16 protein-coding genes are annotated in these 15,750 nt (G+C 67.6%); 5 read left to right on the forward strand and 11 right to left on the reverse strand.

All coding sequences use genetic code 11. The annotated features are described in order from the left end of the window. Positions 1 to 35: 35 nt before the first annotated feature. The 7 genes from OG223_RS36245 to OG223_RS36275 form a co-directional block, all read right to left on the reverse strand. Entirely contained in the window at positions 36 to 1,022 is a 987-nt protein-coding gene (locus tag OG223_RS36245) for a Gfo/Idh/MocA family protein (protein WP_329257912.1), read from the reverse strand. Between the two features lie 57 nt (positions 1,023 to 1,079). After that, entirely contained in the window at positions 1,080 to 1,997 is a 918-nt protein-coding gene (locus OG223_RS36250; protein ID WP_329257914.1) for an aldo/keto reductase, read from the reverse strand. A 38-nt stretch (positions 1,998 to 2,035) separates the two neighbouring features. Then, positions 2,036 to 2,467, reverse strand: a complete 432-nt coding sequence (locus OG223_RS36255) for a heme-binding protein (RefSeq protein WP_329257917.1) — start codon at positions 2,465 to 2,467, stop codon at positions 2,036 to 2,038. A 33-nt stretch (positions 2,468 to 2,500) separates the two neighbouring features. Continuing rightward, positions 2,501 to 2,926, reverse strand: coding sequence for a GlcG/HbpS family heme-binding protein (locus tag OG223_RS36260; protein ID WP_329257920.1), 426 nt, complete (start codon positions 2,924 to 2,926; stop codon positions 2,501 to 2,503). Positions 2,927 to 3,015: 89 nt separating this feature from the next. Then, entirely contained in the window at positions 3,016 to 3,480 is a 465-nt protein-coding gene (locus OG223_RS36265) for a heme-binding protein (protein WP_329257923.1), read from the reverse strand. Positions 3,481 to 3,552: 72 nt separating this feature from the next. Next, positions 3,553 to 4,770, reverse strand: coding sequence for an MFS transporter (locus OG223_RS36270; RefSeq protein WP_329257926.1), 1,218 nt, complete (start codon positions 4,768 to 4,770; stop codon positions 3,553 to 3,555). 798 nt (positions 4,771 to 5,568) lie between these two features. Further along, on the reverse strand, positions 5,569 to 5,943 hold the full coding sequence (locus tag OG223_RS36275; protein WP_329257929.1) for a nuclear transport factor 2 family protein: 375 nt from the start codon (positions 5,941 to 5,943) through the stop codon (positions 5,569 to 5,571). A gap of 858 nt (positions 5,944 to 6,801) precedes the next feature. On the opposite strand from OG223_RS36275, the gene OG223_RS36280 reads away from it, so the two are divergent. Then, a complete protein-coding gene (locus OG223_RS36280) occupies positions 6,802 to 7,764 on the forward strand; it encodes an aldo/keto reductase (RefSeq protein ID WP_329265658.1) in 963 nt (320 codons plus the stop codon). Between the two features lie 501 nt (positions 7,765 to 8,265). Further along, a complete protein-coding gene (locus OG223_RS36285) occupies positions 8,266 to 9,168 on the forward strand; it encodes a LysR family transcriptional regulator (RefSeq protein WP_329257932.1) in 903 nt (300 codons plus the stop codon). A gap of 30 nt (positions 9,169 to 9,198) precedes the next feature. On the opposite strand, the gene OG223_RS36290 is transcribed toward OG223_RS36285, so the two are convergent. The 3 genes from OG223_RS36290 to OG223_RS36300 all read right to left on the reverse strand — a co-directional run bounded on the left by OG223_RS36290 (position 9,199) and on the right by OG223_RS36300 (position 12,158). Beyond that, complete coding sequence (locus OG223_RS36290) at positions 9,199 to 10,464, reverse strand: hypothetical protein (RefSeq protein WP_329257935.1); 1,266 nt, start codon at positions 10,462 to 10,464, stop codon at positions 9,199 to 9,201. Continuing rightward, positions 10,461 to 11,696: a neutral/alkaline non-lysosomal ceramidase N-terminal domain-containing protein gene (locus OG223_RS36295; RefSeq protein WP_329257938.1), complete on the reverse strand. Its 1,236-nt coding sequence runs from the start codon at positions 11,694 to 11,696 to the stop codon at positions 10,461 to 10,463. The genes OG223_RS36290 and OG223_RS36295 overlap by 4 nt, the downstream gene beginning before the upstream one ends. A gap of 66 nt (positions 11,697 to 11,762) precedes the next feature. Continuing rightward, positions 11,763 to 12,158: a nuclear transport factor 2 family protein gene (locus tag OG223_RS36300; protein WP_329257941.1), complete on the reverse strand. Its 396-nt coding sequence runs from the start codon at positions 12,156 to 12,158 to the stop codon at positions 11,763 to 11,765. Between the two features lie 610 nt (positions 12,159 to 12,768). Between OG223_RS36300 and OG223_RS36305 the strand changes: the two genes are divergently transcribed. The 3 genes from OG223_RS36305 to OG223_RS36315 are packed head-to-tail and all read left to right on the forward strand — an operon-like array spanning position 12,769 to position 15,526. Continuing rightward, complete coding sequence (locus tag OG223_RS36305) at positions 12,769 to 14,040, forward strand: MFS transporter (protein WP_329257944.1); 1,272 nt, start codon at positions 12,769 to 12,771, stop codon at positions 14,038 to 14,040. A gap of 43 nt (positions 14,041 to 14,083) precedes the next feature. Continuing rightward, positions 14,084 to 14,914 (forward strand): aldo/keto reductase, encoded by an 831-nt coding sequence (locus tag OG223_RS36310; protein ID WP_329257947.1) that lies wholly within the window; start codon positions 14,084 to 14,086, stop codon positions 14,912 to 14,914. A gap of 51 nt (positions 14,915 to 14,965) precedes the next feature. Next, complete coding sequence (locus OG223_RS36315) at positions 14,966 to 15,526, forward strand: carboxymuconolactone decarboxylase family protein (RefSeq protein WP_329257950.1); 561 nt, start codon at positions 14,966 to 14,968, stop codon at positions 15,524 to 15,526. Here the strand turns inward: OG223_RS36315 and OG223_RS36320 are convergent. Then, positions 15,504 to 15,668 (reverse strand): hypothetical protein, encoded by a 165-nt coding sequence (locus tag OG223_RS36320; RefSeq protein ID WP_329257952.1) that lies wholly within the window; start codon positions 15,666 to 15,668, stop codon positions 15,504 to 15,506. The two genes, OG223_RS36315 and OG223_RS36320, sit on opposite strands and share 23 nt — an antisense overlap. Positions 15,669 to 15,750: the final 82 nt, after the last annotated feature.

The following is a 15,750-nucleotide window of genomic DNA, read 5'->3' on the forward strand; positions in this document are numbered from 1 at the left end:
GCGTGGATCTGTCCGGCTGGGTTCGTGCGCCGCGCTCAGTCGGCGCCGCCCGCGAGCACCTGACGTCGGATGGCGTCGATGCTCTCCATGACGGCAACCGTGTCTTCGAGGGGGTTCTCAGCCGCCTCCGTGTGTCCGCCGGAGACGGCGCGGGTCACCGCTCGGAACATCGGGGTGTATCCGGCCCCCTCCGGCTGGATCGTGACGGTCTCGCGGTCGTCGCCGATCGCGAGCTCGTAGGTCCATGGGTTCACGAAGCCCGGGAGGGTGATGGCGCCGGCGGTACCACCGATCACCGCGTGCTGGGGAAGCCAGCTGGTCATCGAGCAGGAAAGCTGTGCGAACCGGCCCTCCGAGTACTCCATGGTGGCGGCACAGGATGTGTCGAAGCCGTCCGCGGACGTCCCCGACGCGCTGATCCGGATCGGCGCGCCGCCCAGGAAGTGGTGGGTCAGCGCGACGTTGTAGATGCCGAGATCCAGAAGCGCTCCTCCGCCCAGCTCGGCGCGCCACGCGTTGTGGGCGGAATCCAGGTTGCGACCGAAGTTGGTCGTGACGGTGCGGATGTCACCGATCACGCCGTTCGCGACGTGTTCCGTAGCGGCTTTGACGACCGCGTTGAAGCGCGTCCACGTCGCTTCCATGAGGAAGGCGTTCCGCGACCGGGCGAGCGCGACCAGTTCCCTGGCTTCCTGCGCGTCGAGCGTGAACGGCTTCTCGACGAGAACGGACTTGCCGGCCAGGAGAGCCGCCCGCGCGAGGGGGAAGTGCGTGCTCACCGGTGTTCCCACGTAGACGACGTCGATGTCCGGATCCGCGAAGAGTGCCTCCGGGTCGTCGAACGCCCTGGGAATGGACCATTTCTGAGCGAACGCTGCAGCCCTGCCCGCGTCACGCGAGCACACCGCGGTGACGGCGAGGCCCTCGGTCGCGATCATGTCGGGCAACACCGTGTTGGCGATGTAACCGGTACCGACGACACCCCAGCGCATGACGTCGTTCCTGGGCGGTGTGGAGTTCAACCTTCGTTCCTTCTGTGTGGGTGTCCCGGGGGGTCCCTCGATACTCGCGGGGGCGACTCAGCGTGAGGCGGCCGAGAGCGCGTCGAGTTCCTCCGGGGTGAGATCGAGCGTTGCCGCCTCGACGAGTCCTGCGACCTGTTCCGGTGTCCGGGCGCCGGCCACGGGGGCTGTCACGGTCGGTTGGGCTATGAGCCACGCCAGTGCGACGGTGGACTGCGTGACGTGATGGTTCGAGGCCGCGGTGTCGAGCGCTTCCAGGACGCGGTCGCCGCGCTCGCCGAGGTAGCGGGCCGCGAACTCGCTGTGCTTCTCCGCCTGGGCGGCGTTCCTCACGACGCCGGCCAGAAATCCCGACGCGAGCGCCCAGTACGGCATGACGGCGAGTCCCTGCTTGGCGGCCACCGCCCCGAGTTCGCCTTCGTAGGCACGTTCAACGAGGTTGTAGTGGGGTTGGATCGCCACGGGGGCGTGAAGATGCTCGTCCTGAGCGATCCGCAGCCACTCCTCGACTCGCTCGGCACGGAAGTTCGACACCCCGATGCTCACGATCTTCCCCGCGTCCACGAGGGACGAGAACGTCCCGGCGACGTCCGCGAGAGGAACGCTCTCGTCGTCGTAGTGGGCGTAGTAGACGTCGATGCGATCTCTGCCGAGGCGCCTCAGTGAGGCGTCGACGGCGGCGAGGATGTTCTCGTGCCGCAGGCCGGGCAGTTGCGAGTGCTTGCCGACCTTCGTCGCGATCACGAATTCGTCGTGGACCGCACGGGATGTCAGCCAGGCGCCGATGACGCTCTCGGATGCCCCGTCACCGTAGCCGTCGGCGGTGTCGAGGAAGTTCCCCCCGCCGCTGCGGTACGCGTCCAGAACCTCGAACGCCTGCTGTCGGTCTGCCGATCGCCCGAAGGGTGTACCGCCGAGGTTGACGGGAAACACCTCCAGCCCGGTCGAGGCGATCGCTCTGCGTATGGGCGCCATGCGTGTGTGCTCCTTCTTCCTTTTGTGGGCCTTGTGCGTCACGCCACGGACATCGGGTCATCGGCGTCGACACTCGACAACGCGGCCCGGGCCACCGCCTCGTTGTCATCGGGAGCCGCGCCGCCGACGCCGAGACCGCCGACCACGACGCCGTCGAACCGGATGGGCAGGCCGCCGCGCATGTTGGTCTCCTCGTTGCCCGCGGCGAGCGCGAGAACGATGGCGTCGTGGTCGCTCATCCATCCACTCGGCCGGTCGTCCGCGCACGCCGTTTTCGCCGCCCGTCGGCTCGAACCCGCGTTGAGAGGGTTCGCACCGTCCGCGCGGCAGAACGCGACGACCTGCAAGCTCGGATCGACCACCGTCGCCACCAGGCGCAGCCCGCGCCGCGAGCCCTCGGCGATCACGCTCGTGACGATCTGAAGTGCGGCCTGATGGGAAATCAGGACCGGCTGGTAGGTCTTGGACACTATGAGCTCCTTCTTCTTTGGTCTTGGCCGAAGTCAGTCGAACGCGGCGAAATCTGTCTCGAAACCGAGTTCGTCGAGCACCGCGTCGCCGATGGACTGGTCCTCGTCTCCGCGAGCGCCGGACACCCCGAAGGCACCCAGCAGACGGCCGTCCCGCTTGATCACGAACCCTCCGGGGCCCGTCATGATCGGATAGGGGCCGAGCGACGACAGCCGCGCGAGTGCGTCGGGGGTGAGATGTGTCCATTGCTCCAGAAGGAGGGTCGGACGCTCCATGATCGCCGCCGTGTACGCCTTCGAGGTGGCGAGTTGCAGGACGAGGTCTCGAACGCCGTCGGCGCGGCGTGCCATGACGACCCGGCCTTCGAGATCGACGACGACGGCCGCGACCGGCTTTCCGATTCGGGCCGACTGCTTCACGCAGGCGCCGATGACCTGCTCGGCGATTGCGATGTTCATTCCTTGCGCACCTCTCATGGGGCGGCTTGTCCGTTGGGCGATGCTCGGGGTCGGGTGGCGGGACGTCCCGCCACCCGACCCCGAGGCGCTCAGTTGCGCTCCGCCGCGAACCGGTCGAGCGCTTCGGCGATGACCTCGTGATCGAGGGCGTCCTCCTCGCCCGAGGCGGAGATGGTCGCCGTCAGCACACCGTCGACGAAGATGGGGATGCTGCCGCCGGCGACGACGTACTCCTCCGGGAGTTCACTGCCGAAGCTCGGATCGGCGTCGCGCTTGAGTCGTGCGAGCAGCGAACTGTGGCCGAACTTGTTGACCGTCAGGATCTTCCGCCGTATGACGTCGGCGTTGAACTGCCCGGTGGTACCGAGTTGTGCCCGGTACGCCAGTTCGTCTCCGATGTGGACGTCGACGCAGAGGTTCACGCCCCATTCGAGGATGATGCCGACGGTGATCTCTCCCAGCCGGGTGGCGTCGTCGCGAACGAACCGGGGGAAGTCGCGATCGGGTTCCTTCTGGATCTCTTCGAGGGTGTAGGTGGGATTGGGACGGGACATACGTGTCTCCTGCGGTAGGGAAGGTGTGCTGTCGGTGTGCATGCCGACGAGGATGGTCAGTGATCGCCGGGTCTACCCTCTGGCCCTCGACAGCAGAAGAGGGGCCCCGGCCGGGCGTGCGACGGGCCTGGTACGCGTGAGCTGCGGGATCCACCGGAGCCCGAGGAGCGCCGTGACCGCGCCGCAGGCCGCCATGACCACCATCAGCGCGGTCGGGCCGTTGGCGGCGAGAGCCGGTACGAACACGCCGTATCCGGCGATGGCGAACCGGCCGATGCCGTAGGTCAGGCCCTGCGAGGTGCTGCGGATCTCCGTCGGGAAGATCTCCTGGGTCCACACGCGGAACAGGCCTTCTCCCGCCCATGCGAAGCCGACCCCGGTCGCGCAGAGCATCACGACGACCGACCAGAGACTGAATCCGGCTGCGACTGGAACGAGGGATCCCACGACGGTGAGCGCGGTGCCGAGGATGAACAGCACCCGCCTCGCTGCGGTGCGATCGACGAGCCGCTGGAATGCGACGCCCGCCGCGATGAGCAGCAGTGTCGTCCCGACGGACACGATCGTCGCGGTGAGCACCGTCGACTTCGAGATCGTCGTGATCAGGTAGGTGCTGTACTGCCCGGTGATGTTGCCGGACACGGAGGAGAAGACGTAGAACACGGTGATCGCGATGAGCGCGCTTCCGTAGGGTTGCCTGAGGAGCAGCCGAAGATCCCGCTTCCTCCGCGCCCGCGCATCGACGGTCACATTGGCCTGCTCCCAGGCCGGCGACTCCTTCATCTCCCGGCGCAGGAACCACACGATCAGCGAGACGACCATGGGGTGGACGAAGAGCAGGCGAGCGCCGAGACCGCCCAGGTCCGACACGCCGATACCGATGAACTGGGTGAGGACCACGCCCGAGAAGAGGAACACCTGGCTCATGGCGACGGCCGATCCGCGACGGCCCGCACTCGCCTCCTCGAACACAAGGGCGACAGAGGCGGGTATGTCGGCTCCGAGCGCGAGCCCGGTGATCACGAAGCCGACGACGAGCACCGCCGGGTTCGGCGCGATGATGATGACGAGCATCGCCATTGCGCAGATCAGGAGATCGGCCGAATAGACCGCCCGCCGGCCGAACACGTCCCCGAGCCGGCCTCCGACGATCGCGCCGACGGCGAACGCCAACTGGAATCCGGAGACGAGTACGCCGATCATCCAGGGGCTCAGGTGGAAGACCGAGTTGAACAGAACGATCGAGACACCGACGCTGACCGACGTCGTGCCGTCGAGGTACGACGCCATTGCGCCGAGTATGGTTGCGCGTTTTGAGTAGCGCGCTGACTCTATATCTGTCACTTGTCCGACGCCTTTGCTGTACCGCGTTGTACGCCTAGATCGGAAAAGGGGTCGCATCATTCTTTGACAAGCACATGCGGCTCCATATGCGCGACGACACAATACTGATAGTGCGCGTCGAGACACTTGGAGCCACAATGAGCGGCCCTGCGTGTTCGATCGCATGTCAATGCACGTCATCGCGTGTGTAATCCCCCGGGTTGGGGTGATAAATCATCGCCCACGCAAGTGAGGAAACATCGGCGGCGATCTACTGGCCGTCGACGTGATGCTCTGACCTGTGTCTTCGGTCACGCACGAATGTGCGCCATCGCGTGGGTAACCCGCGGGTACGCAAGAGAGCTGTCGCGCTACAAACCACTGCCGCATCAGCGGCATTCCAATGGCTGACTGCGCGACGCCCAGACGCAGCTATATATGCCCGCTTCTGACTAAGTGGGGCACAACTGCGCGGCGAAGGGTTCTACGCGGCAGGCAGGCGCGGCCTCTGATTCAGCACAGAGCTGATGCTCGCAACCATTCTCCGCCTCCTTACGATATGACAGCCAGATTAAGTCAACGTTTACTCGAAGGCAATAGGCCCCTGTGAGCAGTTCGAGCCTGTCGTCGGTGGTACCTGTTTTGCCCGGATGAGTGAACGGGCGCAACACGCTTGCGAGTTGCACCTGCGGATCGAGGCCGGGCACGGTAGGCCGATCGCCACGTGGCAACCGTTATCGTGCGCCGCGCGCCGCGGTGTGCCGACTACGGCTTCACGGGGGTCGCCTGAAAGGCGATCACCTGGATGCCGTCGTGCCGCTCCGCCCATACCGCGGTACACCGGCTCTCCGACACCACGGGCGCGGCGTCGATCACGATGCGCGCCGAGAGCCGGTACACGACGACAGCCGTGGCCGTTTGCAGTGTGACCGCCTGATCGGAGACCGACAGGTCCTCATACCGAAAGAGGCCGTCGCCGAGACTCGCCAGATAGGACTCACCTGTGTCGAGCCTGCCCGTCGTGTGAACGTAGGAGCACTGCGGGCTGATGAGCTTACGCAGACAGGCCACGTCGTTGGCCAACATGGCCTGGATGCGGGTTCTCTCCAGCGTGCGTACCGAGTCTGCCGTGATGGTCATCGGGGCTGTTCCTTTCCCACGCGGGTCGTGGCATGCGGGCGGACGAGATCGCGGCCCCGGGTTCGTCGGCGCTACGAAGCGGCATCAGGCCGCGGGCGTGCAGCGTCACAGCTGATGCGAGGAGAGAGGGGAGCCGATCACGGCTCAGAAATCAGGAAGGCAGGCCGTACGCCTGCGGTGGGTGCGTCCGAACGCCAGCGCCAGTTGGAGGCCGCGCACCACGGTGAGGACGGTAGTACGCCCCGGACGAAACCGTCCCTTCGTTGCGTACAACCTTAGATTGCGGTCGATCGAAGGCCGAACTCGTTCACCCGCTGGACACGGGGGCCGAAGCTGACCAAGCTGAGATCTCACAGACCCGCGGCCCTCGTCGGCCGCCGCAGCGACAGGGAGGCATCGTGGAATCGGAATCGCCGATCTCATCGCGTGTCGGCTCCCGTGCTGCCGTCTGGGCCCACCATTCCGGAGTGGTCAACGTCGGCACCGTGGGCGATGACTCTGCCGGATGGTGCGAGCGTCCCAAGAAGAAATGACTCCGCGTCCCCGCTGCCGCAGGCAGAGCGGGGTTTTCGGAGCATGCCGTCATGGCCTTACGGTCCAGGTAAGGCCAGCGCCAGTCAGCGGGCTCCGTTCCACGTAAGAGGTAGGCGGGACCGCGTTGGCGGTACCGCATGAGGCCGCCTTGTGCCGCCCCCACGGCCGCATTCGAGTGGCCACGGCCGGCAGACGGACATTCCGGATCCGACACCCCCCACGAGCTCGGCGGCATGTGACCGCCCACTCGTGGGGCGCTGTTTCACGCCCGGAGAGACGCCGGCCGACCCCCACACGGAGTTCGACATTTCAGGAGTATCGACCATGCATGAAACTTGCCGTCCCCTGGGTTCGACCGACCTTTCGGTGTTCCCCGTGGCGCTCGGCGGGACGGCCTTCGGCATGAAGGCGGGCACCCGGGAGTCACATCGACTGCTCGACACGTACCGGGCCGGTGGCGGCAACTTCCTGGACACCGCGGACTCCTACCGGCCGCCGGTGCAGGAAATCGCCGGATTCGATTCGGAGTCCATAATCGGCTCCTGGCTGAAGACCTCCGGAGCCCGCGATGAGATGGTCATCGCCACGAAGGTCGGGAAGCACCCTGCGTATCCCGGCCTGGGCGCGACGAACATCCGACGCGCGGCTGAGGCTTCTCTGCGGCGGCTGCGCACCGACCGGATCGATCTGTACTTCGCGCACTTCGACGACCAGGGCGTCCCCCTCGAAGAGACCGCCTCGGCGTTCTCCGAACTGGTCGACGCCGGAATGATCCGCCATATCGGCCTGTCCGACTTCTCCGGCAAGAGAGTGTCCGAGTGGATGGACGTTGCAGCCAGGAACGGGCTGCATCCGCCCGTCGCTGTTCAGCCGCACTACAACGCCGTCGAGCGCAGCGGCTTCGAAACCGACCTGATGCCGGTCGCCCTGCACCACGCGCTGGTCACCGTCCCCTACCGGGGGCTCGCCTCGGGATTCCTCACCGGCAAGCACCGGTTGGAGCGCGACGACGCTCGTAGCCGGTTCTCTCCGGCGGCGCAGTACGTCAACGAGCACGGCGCTCAGGTCCTCGACGCGCTGGACGAGATCGCGCAAGAACGCGGGGCGCAGATCTCGACAGTGGCCCTGGCATGGCTCGCGGCCCGGCCCACTGTGGTCGCGCCGATCTTGAGCACAGGCAACGCCGCGCAGCTGCCTGCGCTCCTCGCGGCTGCCGAACTCGCGCTGACCGACGCCGAGAACCGACGCCTCGACGAGGCGTCAGGCCGCCTCGTGCCGCAGGGCTGAATATGGGTCGATACTCGGCGTCGGCGGGGCTGAGCCGGCCGTTCGCCGAGTGTCGCCGACACGGGTTGTGGCCAGGGACTTTGCCTGAACGGGGTCCGTCGGGTTCGCCTGTGACGCCTGGTCATGTGCAGTAGTTCGTTCTTGCCTCGGAAGGCAGTACAGGCACGAGGCCGGCGTCCATGTGGCTGAGCGCCCTGCTGTGCACGGCTGGAGCGGCCGTCCTGGCCGGAGCCCGGTCGCTGACCGCCGTCGGCGAGTGGTCGTCATGCCCGTCCTGCCGCACCGGATCCCTACGCCTGCGGCCATCGCGGTCCTGCTCATCGCCCCTCGCCTGGTTCACTGGATGGCTGCGTCAGCGCGCCCGCAAGGGGCCCGTACCAGTCGGCCCTTCCTCGCCTTGTCGAAGCGGCTGACGACCTTCCCGGGCGACGGCCATAGCCTGGGGCTTTAGCATTCCTGTTGACCTCGGCAGGAGCGCCGGGGCATTCGTGGAGGGGCGGCATGGATCTCGGCGGTCTCGACATGAACGCGCTGACGCCGCTGCACGCGCTGCTGGAGGTGCGGCATGTGACGCGGGCCGCCGAGCGGTGCCATATGAGCCAGCCCACCATGAGCGCCTACCTGGCCCGGCTGCGCCGCTACTTCGACGACGAACTGCTGGTCAGGGGCGCCGCCGGTTACGAACTGACACCGCTGGGGCACCGGCTGCTCCCGCTGGTGGCCGAGGTGCTCACGGCGGCCGAGAGCGTCTTCCGGACCCGGGCCGGCTTCGACCCCTTCACCAGCGAACGTCGCTTTGTGATCTCCTGCTCCGGCTATGCGACCAGTGTGATCGGCCGCCCTCTGAACGCCCGCCTCGGCAGCGGTTCGCCGGCGCTGTCGATCCAGTTCTGCGCGTTGAAGGACGGGTTCGCGGAGCGCGACCTGCTGGAGGCCGATCTGGTGATCGCCCCGCTGAGCTTCAGCGTCCCGGCCGAGAGCGAGAAGCTGTTCAGCGACGACTTCGTCTGCCTGCTGGACTCCGGCAACCCGGTGGCGGCGGAAGCCGAGCTGACGGCCGAGGTGCTCTCCGGACTCCGGCACGCGGGCGTGAGCCGCAGGTCGGGCACGCCGACCGTCGCGCACCGGCTCATCGACGGGCTGGGGGTGCAGGGGCGGCTCGCGGTGCTGACCGACGAGTGGGCGAACCTGCCCTGGCTCGTCCAGGACACGGACCTGGTCGCGCTGCTTCCCCGGCGGGTCGCCGAGCGGGCCTCGCGGGCCGGCGGCTTCACCATCCGGGAGGTGCCCGGGTACGACGGGGCGCGCTTTACCGAGTCGATGCTGTGGCACTCCAGCCGCAACGCGGACCCCGGGCTGCGGTGGTTGCGCGGCGAACTGCGTGCCGCGCTGGGCGCGCGCTGACCCACCACCCGCGGACCCCGCGAGAGGCACTCAGAGACCGTCGCCGCGGAGTTCCTCCAGGATCTCACCGACCTTCGACGCGACGGCCTCGGCGGATCCGCGCGCATAGCGGGAGTTCATCGCCTCATAGGTGCTGCGGTCGTAACTCGCGGCATCCGCCATGTACTTGGCCGCTCCGTTGGCCATCGTCATGACGAGGGTGCCCGCGAACGGGGAGTCCTCCTTGATGCCGAGGCCGGTCGCGCTGGACAGTTCCGCCCGCAGGGCGACCAGCACGATGTCCCCGATCCGCACCGCGTCGATCGGCACCTCCGCCTTGCCGTCCGGCTGGAAGGGGTAGTTCCGCACCGGGCGCAAGTCCTGCATACGGGCGGGCGCGACCTGCGCGTGGACGGTGGTGCTGGTGTTGACGACCCGCAGACCCCCGCCCGTACCGGTGCACCGGATCCCCTCGCTCACCCGGACCGTCTCGGCTCCCAGTCGCTCGCCGAGCAGGTCCACCAGTAGGTGACCGGCCTCGTGGACGTCGGCTCTCGTGTACGACCCACCCCTGTGGGCGACATACCGGTTCGCGGTGAGGAACGGGGCCTGGTCGCCTGCCGCGCCGATCAGGAAGAGGGCGACGGCCCCGTCCCCGTAGGACTCCTCCACATGGCGGCAGGCCGTGCCCGCCAGATCCGAGGTGACGAGCCTTTCGCCCGTCCGCGTGCGCGACTCGTTCATGACGGAGGACTGGACGGCGTAGTTCATCAGGATCGCCAGCGGCTGCCCCCCGTCGTCCTCGATACGGACGACACCCACGCTCTTGTCGGACACGCCGTTCTCGTCGGTGCCGAGCCACCAGCCGTCCGCTGTGAGGACGTCCCGGTTGACGTTGACACCGCAGGTGCCGCGCCCGAACCCCACCCGGGCAGACCGCATGGTCTGCCGGGCCTGCGTCACGGAACGGACCACGGCGTCCCGCACGGCTTCCCGCAGCAGGGCGTCGCTCCGTCCGCCAGTTCCCGCCGCCTGAAGATGCGGGGCGGAGAAGGTGTGGCTCGCGCACACCACGGTGTTGCCACCGGCGAGGCGGCCGGCCGTGGCGGCGGCCTCCCGTAGCTCGCGCACCGCGTCGTCGGGAATCGACGTCAGCTCGACCACGACGAGGGCGACGCGCTGCGACCCGTCGTCGAGGAGGACCGCCCTCGCGTGCAGGCTGTCGTGTTCGCCGGTGAACCCGTCCAGGGGATAGACGTCGGGGGGAAGGTCGATGACCGACTTGCCGACGCCGGCCGTGATCATGGGACCGGTCACCGCAGCGTGCCCCTGATCATGCCGACCAGACCGTCGACGATGCCGGTCTCGGCGTACCCCTGCACGATGGGGCAGCCGTTGACCTCGAAGGTGTTGCGTGCGTACGACTGGTCGTCGGCGAGGTAGCCGATGCGGTCGTTGGCGATGGAGATCAGCAGGGTGTTCGCGAGGGGGGACTCCCGCTGGAGCCGCCGGTAGATGTCGGTCACCACCTCGCCCGACACGCCGGCCAGGGCGACCTCGTTGATGGTGACAAGGCCCAGCCGCAGGTCAACCGAGTCGACCTTCTCCTGGATCATGTCCTCCATCACGTCCACGCCCTCCTTCATGGGACAGGCGAGCACCCGTTCCGCCGCGCCGATACGGACCGTGGAGGTCGACTCCCGGATCCCGCCCGCCACCCGTACGGCTTCCGCGCCGACCATCAGCCCCTGGGCGGCCATCGCCTCGTAGGCGAACACCCGCTCGTCGTCGGTGGCGCCCCGCAGCTTGCCGAGGGCGACCCTGGGCGACTGGTCGCCCACCGGCCCGAGGGTCCACAACGCCACGACACCGCCGCCGAGGTGCCGCTCGACATACGCGGTGGCCGCCCCCGCGAGGTCGGCGCTGACCTCCTCCGTGCCCAGCACCACGGTGGAGTGCACCGCGTAGTTGAGCAGCACCGCGATCGGGTCGCCGGTGAGGGTCTCGAACCTGAGCACCCAGACGGTTTTGTCCGACGGGCCGTCGGGGTTGACGCCCATGGACCACTTGCCCGCGATGTACTCGTCGCGGTTGACGTTGACATCGGCGGTCCCCTTGCCGAGGCCGAACCGGGCCGGCTGGGACGACGCCCTGGCTGCTTTCAGCGCGCTGATCATCCTGTCGTACACCCAGGCGGTGTAGGTGTCCGACTCCGGAGGTCCCCCGTGCGCGAGCGCTCCCGGGGAGACCAGGCCGATCCGGGGGGCGCTGTGGGTGTGCGTCGCGGTGATGACGATGTGGTCGAAGGGGATGCCGAGTTCCCGCTCGATCCGCTCGCGGACCGGCGTCATGTCGCCGGCCTCGATCAGATCGGCCGACAGCAGGGCCACCTCGTGCGCCCCGTCGTCGAGGACGAGCGCCCGGAGGTGGATCGGGTCGTGCACGCCGGTGAACGAACCGCCCAGCGGATTGAGATTGGTCAGGTCCTCGGGTGTGATGTCGACTTTGGCGACACCGACCCGCAGATTCCCTGATGCGGACGAGTTCAAAGGTGACTCCTGGTCTTTCCGGGCGAGGCTGAAGCCGGCCGCAACGTCAGCCGGCCGAAACCGCTGCTACGCCTTCTTCTGCTGCAGAGCGGGCTCGCGCATCGAGGTGAACTGGCAGTTGATGATCTTCGACTCTTCGCCGGCCGGTTCCCATACGACGGTGAAACGGTTACGGAGGGCCAAGACCCCTTCCGCCACCTCCACTTTCATGTCCTCGACCCCGCTGATGAAAGCCAGCCCTCCCAGGAAACGGATGTCCTCCTCCGTGCGCTCGATCGACAGATACTTGGTCCGGGCGTTCCCGATGTAATCAAGGATTTCTTCCTTGGTGTTGATGTTGCCGTTTCCGTGTATCCAGACCACTCCGTCGTCGAGGAGCGCCGCCAGGGCTTCGCCATCCGCGCCGAGCATGGCATCCCGACGGGATCGGTCCAGTCGAAGGATGGTGCTCGCGTCCGTCATCTCAAGGCTCCTGTGCAAGGGTCGAGCCGGGATTCCCCGGTATCGGTGGGAACTCTTCCATTCGCGGCGGGGAACCAGCAAGACCAGGGGAATGACGATCCCCTATGTTCGCTATAGGGGATCCTGATGAGGCGGCGAGGCGGGCCGTCGGCGGGTTCCCGCGGGTGCCTCACCGATCGCTCGCGATGCCGCTGAGCAGGGACGAATGCCTCTGGGTCGGCGACTGTCGGCGTCGGCTGCAAGCCCTCTGCGGCCACCTCCTGTCGATTTCCGTACGCACATCTTGCGTTACCGGATTCTTGCGTCCGTCGCGTCGGGGGTGGCACGGTCTCCCTACCCGGCCCATTTGGCCGCGGACCGCTTACCCGGGAAGCCGCCGACGAGCCCGTGAGCGCCGCGCCACCACAACGAGGTTCGCCGGGTGGCCCCGCACAAACCCTGTGCGAGGAATTCCAGCTAAAGCATTCAGCGGATATTCCGCGCATTACGGCGGTGGGCATGCTGCTTGCCCTGCCTGAGCGGAAAGCTCGTCGAACTCCGAATGTTTTCCCGTGTGGCCCGTCCCCGGTCAGGTTCGAAGACCCCACAACGTAGTGAGGAATCAGCGAGTATGCCCAAGGACCAGAGCTCGCCCCGCCCCTGGTACATAGCCACTCTCGGCGGCATGGCTTCCTATCTCGAAGGCGCGACCATGGTGAGCCTTTCCATGGCCGTCATTCTGTTGCAGAAGCAGCTCGGACTCAGCGCCTGGAGTGTCGGCGCGCTCAGCGCCTCACTCACCCTGAGCTTCTCCACCGGGGCCATTGTCGGCGGCCGTCTCGGTGACCTCTTCGGACGCCGGGTGATCTACTCCGCCGACCTGGTGATCTACGCCCTCGGCGCGCTGATCGTCATCCTTTCCCCCAACCAGGCCGTCCTGTTCGCCGGCGTCATCGTCACCGGTCTCGCGATGGGTGCCGACATCCCGGCCTCGCTGGCCCTGGTGGCCGAGGAGGCGCCCCCCGGACGCCAGGGTGCGGCGGTGGCGTACTCCCAGACGCTGCTGATGACGGGCGTCGGGGTCTCCCTGGTCATCTCCAACTTCGTTGCGGATGCGGGCAGTCTGGGCGCGCGGCTGCTGTTCGGCCACCTTCTGGTGGTCTCGGTCATCGTGTGGTTCCTGCGCCGCGGCGTAGCAGAGTCGTCGGCCTGGCTGAAGAGCCGCGCCGAGAAGAACTCGACCGGGCCGCGGAAGCTGAAGGAGGCCTTCCGTAAGCCGCACGGGACCGCTTTGCTGGCCACCACCCTGTTCTTCGTGATCGGCGGCATCATGCCGAACACGCTGACGCAGTTCGGCCCGTACCTGATCGTCAACCTCGGGCACTCCACCATGCAGGTCTTCAGCACGATCGGAACGGTCACCTTCGTGGTGGGTCTGGTGATCGCGCTCCTGCTGCAGCGCTTCGCGGACACCAAGTCCCGCACCGTGTGCCTCGCCCTCGGCCTGGTCGCCCTGGTGGTCGGCCCCCTGGTGGCCATCCTGGGCAACTTCTCCGTGGCGTCCCTGACCGCCCTCTTCATCCTCAACACCGTCGCCGGAAGCTGGGCCGGTGACGGCATGTACCGCATCTTCACCCAGGAGATCTTCCCCACCGAGATCCGCAGCACGTCCCAGGGGTTCACCTACGGCATGGCCCGCTACTGCATGGCCGGGTTCGGCCTGCTCACCCCCGCACTCGTGGCCTTCTCACCGACCCTGCTCATGCTGCTCCTCATCGGCCTGGGGCTGGCCGCCGCGGCCATCGGCCTGCTGTGGCTTCCGCGGATCCCGCGCCACGGTCTCAACGAGCAGACCCCGGTGACCGTCCCCGCCGACCGCGCCTCGGTGGTCGCTCACTCATAGCCCCGTACGTACACCCCCGTACAGCAGAAGGAAATGTGCCCCTGTGTCTCCCGTCCCGCTCCGCACCCTCAACGACGGCGGCGTCATCCCCGCCCTCGGCCTCGGCACCGCTCCCCTGGATGACGCACGGACCGAGGAGGCGGTGGCACACGGCCTCCGCATCGGGTACCGGCTGATCGACACAGGCGCCGTCTACGGCAACGAGGGCGGCGTCGGCCGGGCCGTCGCCGCCGCCGAAGTCCCCCGTGAGGAGATCCGGGTCCTCACCAAACTCCCCGGTCGCCACCACGGCTACGACACGACCCTGGCCGCCTTCGAGGAGTCCCGCGACCGGCTCGGCCTGGAGTACGTCGACCTCTACCTCATCCACTGGCCGCTGCCGCGCCTGGACAAGTACGTCGACTCCTGGAAGGCGATGATCAGGCTTCGCGAGGAGGGACTGGTCCGCTCGATCGGAGTGTCCAACTTCACCGCCGAGCACCTGGACCGCCTGGAGAAGGAGACCGGGGTGCTGCCCGCCGTCAACCAGATCGAGATGCACCCCCAGCTCCCGCAGGAGGAACTGCGCGCCGTACACGCCGAGAAGGGCATCGCCACCCTCAGCTACAGCCCTCTCGGCCGCGGCACGGGACTGGTCCAGGATCCCGCGATCGGGGCCGTCGCGGCGGCCCACCGGGTCACCCCCGCCCAGGTGATCCTGCGCTGGCACCTCCAGCTCGACACGGTCCCGCTTCCCCGGTCGGGCGATCCGACGCGGCGGCGCGACAACCTCGACGTGTTCGGCTTCGAACTCTCCGCGGACGAACTTGCCCGGATCGGCGTCCGCGCCCGCGTCCGGATCGGCTTCGACCCGGAAAGCCACGAAGAGTTCTAGCCGGCGCTCAGGCCCGGACACGAAAGACCAGACACGAAGGAGAAGACGAATATGCGTTTGTCAGCACCGACCGGGACCGGCCCGGAACAGGCTGAACTCGGAGAGCGGATCAGAAGCCGTCGCGGGGCCATCGGCGGCCCCTTCCTGGTGTGGCTGCGCAACCCCGCGCTCGGCGACCACCTGGAAGCACTCGGTACGTACTGTCTCCGCGAGTCCTCACTGCCGCTGCGACTGCGGGAGTTGGCGTTGTTGGTCGCCGCTCGCCACTTCGACGCGCAGCACTCGTGGAACGCGCACCTGGCCAAGGCGGTCGACGCCGGGGTGGACCCGGCCGCGCTGCAACGCCTGGCCCGCGGGGAAGAGCCGCGGTTCAGCAGCCCGGACGAGGAAGTCCTCCACCGCTTCGCGTCCGAGGCGCTTGAGGGGCACTTCGTCGGCGACGAGACCTTCGCCGCCGGACTTGAGCACTTCGGGGAGCCCGGGCTGGTCGACCTGGTCGCCGCTCTGGGGACCTTCTCGATGTTCGCGATGGCCCTGAACGTCTTTCAGGTGGACCTGCAGGCCGACCACGATCCGCCGTTCCCGGACATCAAGGGATTCCGCCGGATGTAGCGGGGCGGCAGACGAGTCGAGCTGTACGCCGGGTTTTGTCGCCGACCATCGCGATGTTCGGTACGCCTGCGGCGAGGGCGAGTTGCTTGGCGAGTGTGTCGCCGACGGTCACGGTGAGATCGACGCCGTTCTCGGCTGCCATGCGCCCGACCTCGCGGTGAGTACTCCCCAGATTCTCCCCGGGGAATGGTCCTGTGCGTGGCGGCGTAGGCGATGCCGGCGGA

Origin of the sequence: Streptomyces sp. NBC_01478 (assembly GCF_036227225.1) — a bacterium.
Classification (GTDB): Bacteria; Actinomycetota; Actinomycetes; order Streptomycetales; family Streptomycetaceae; genus Streptomyces.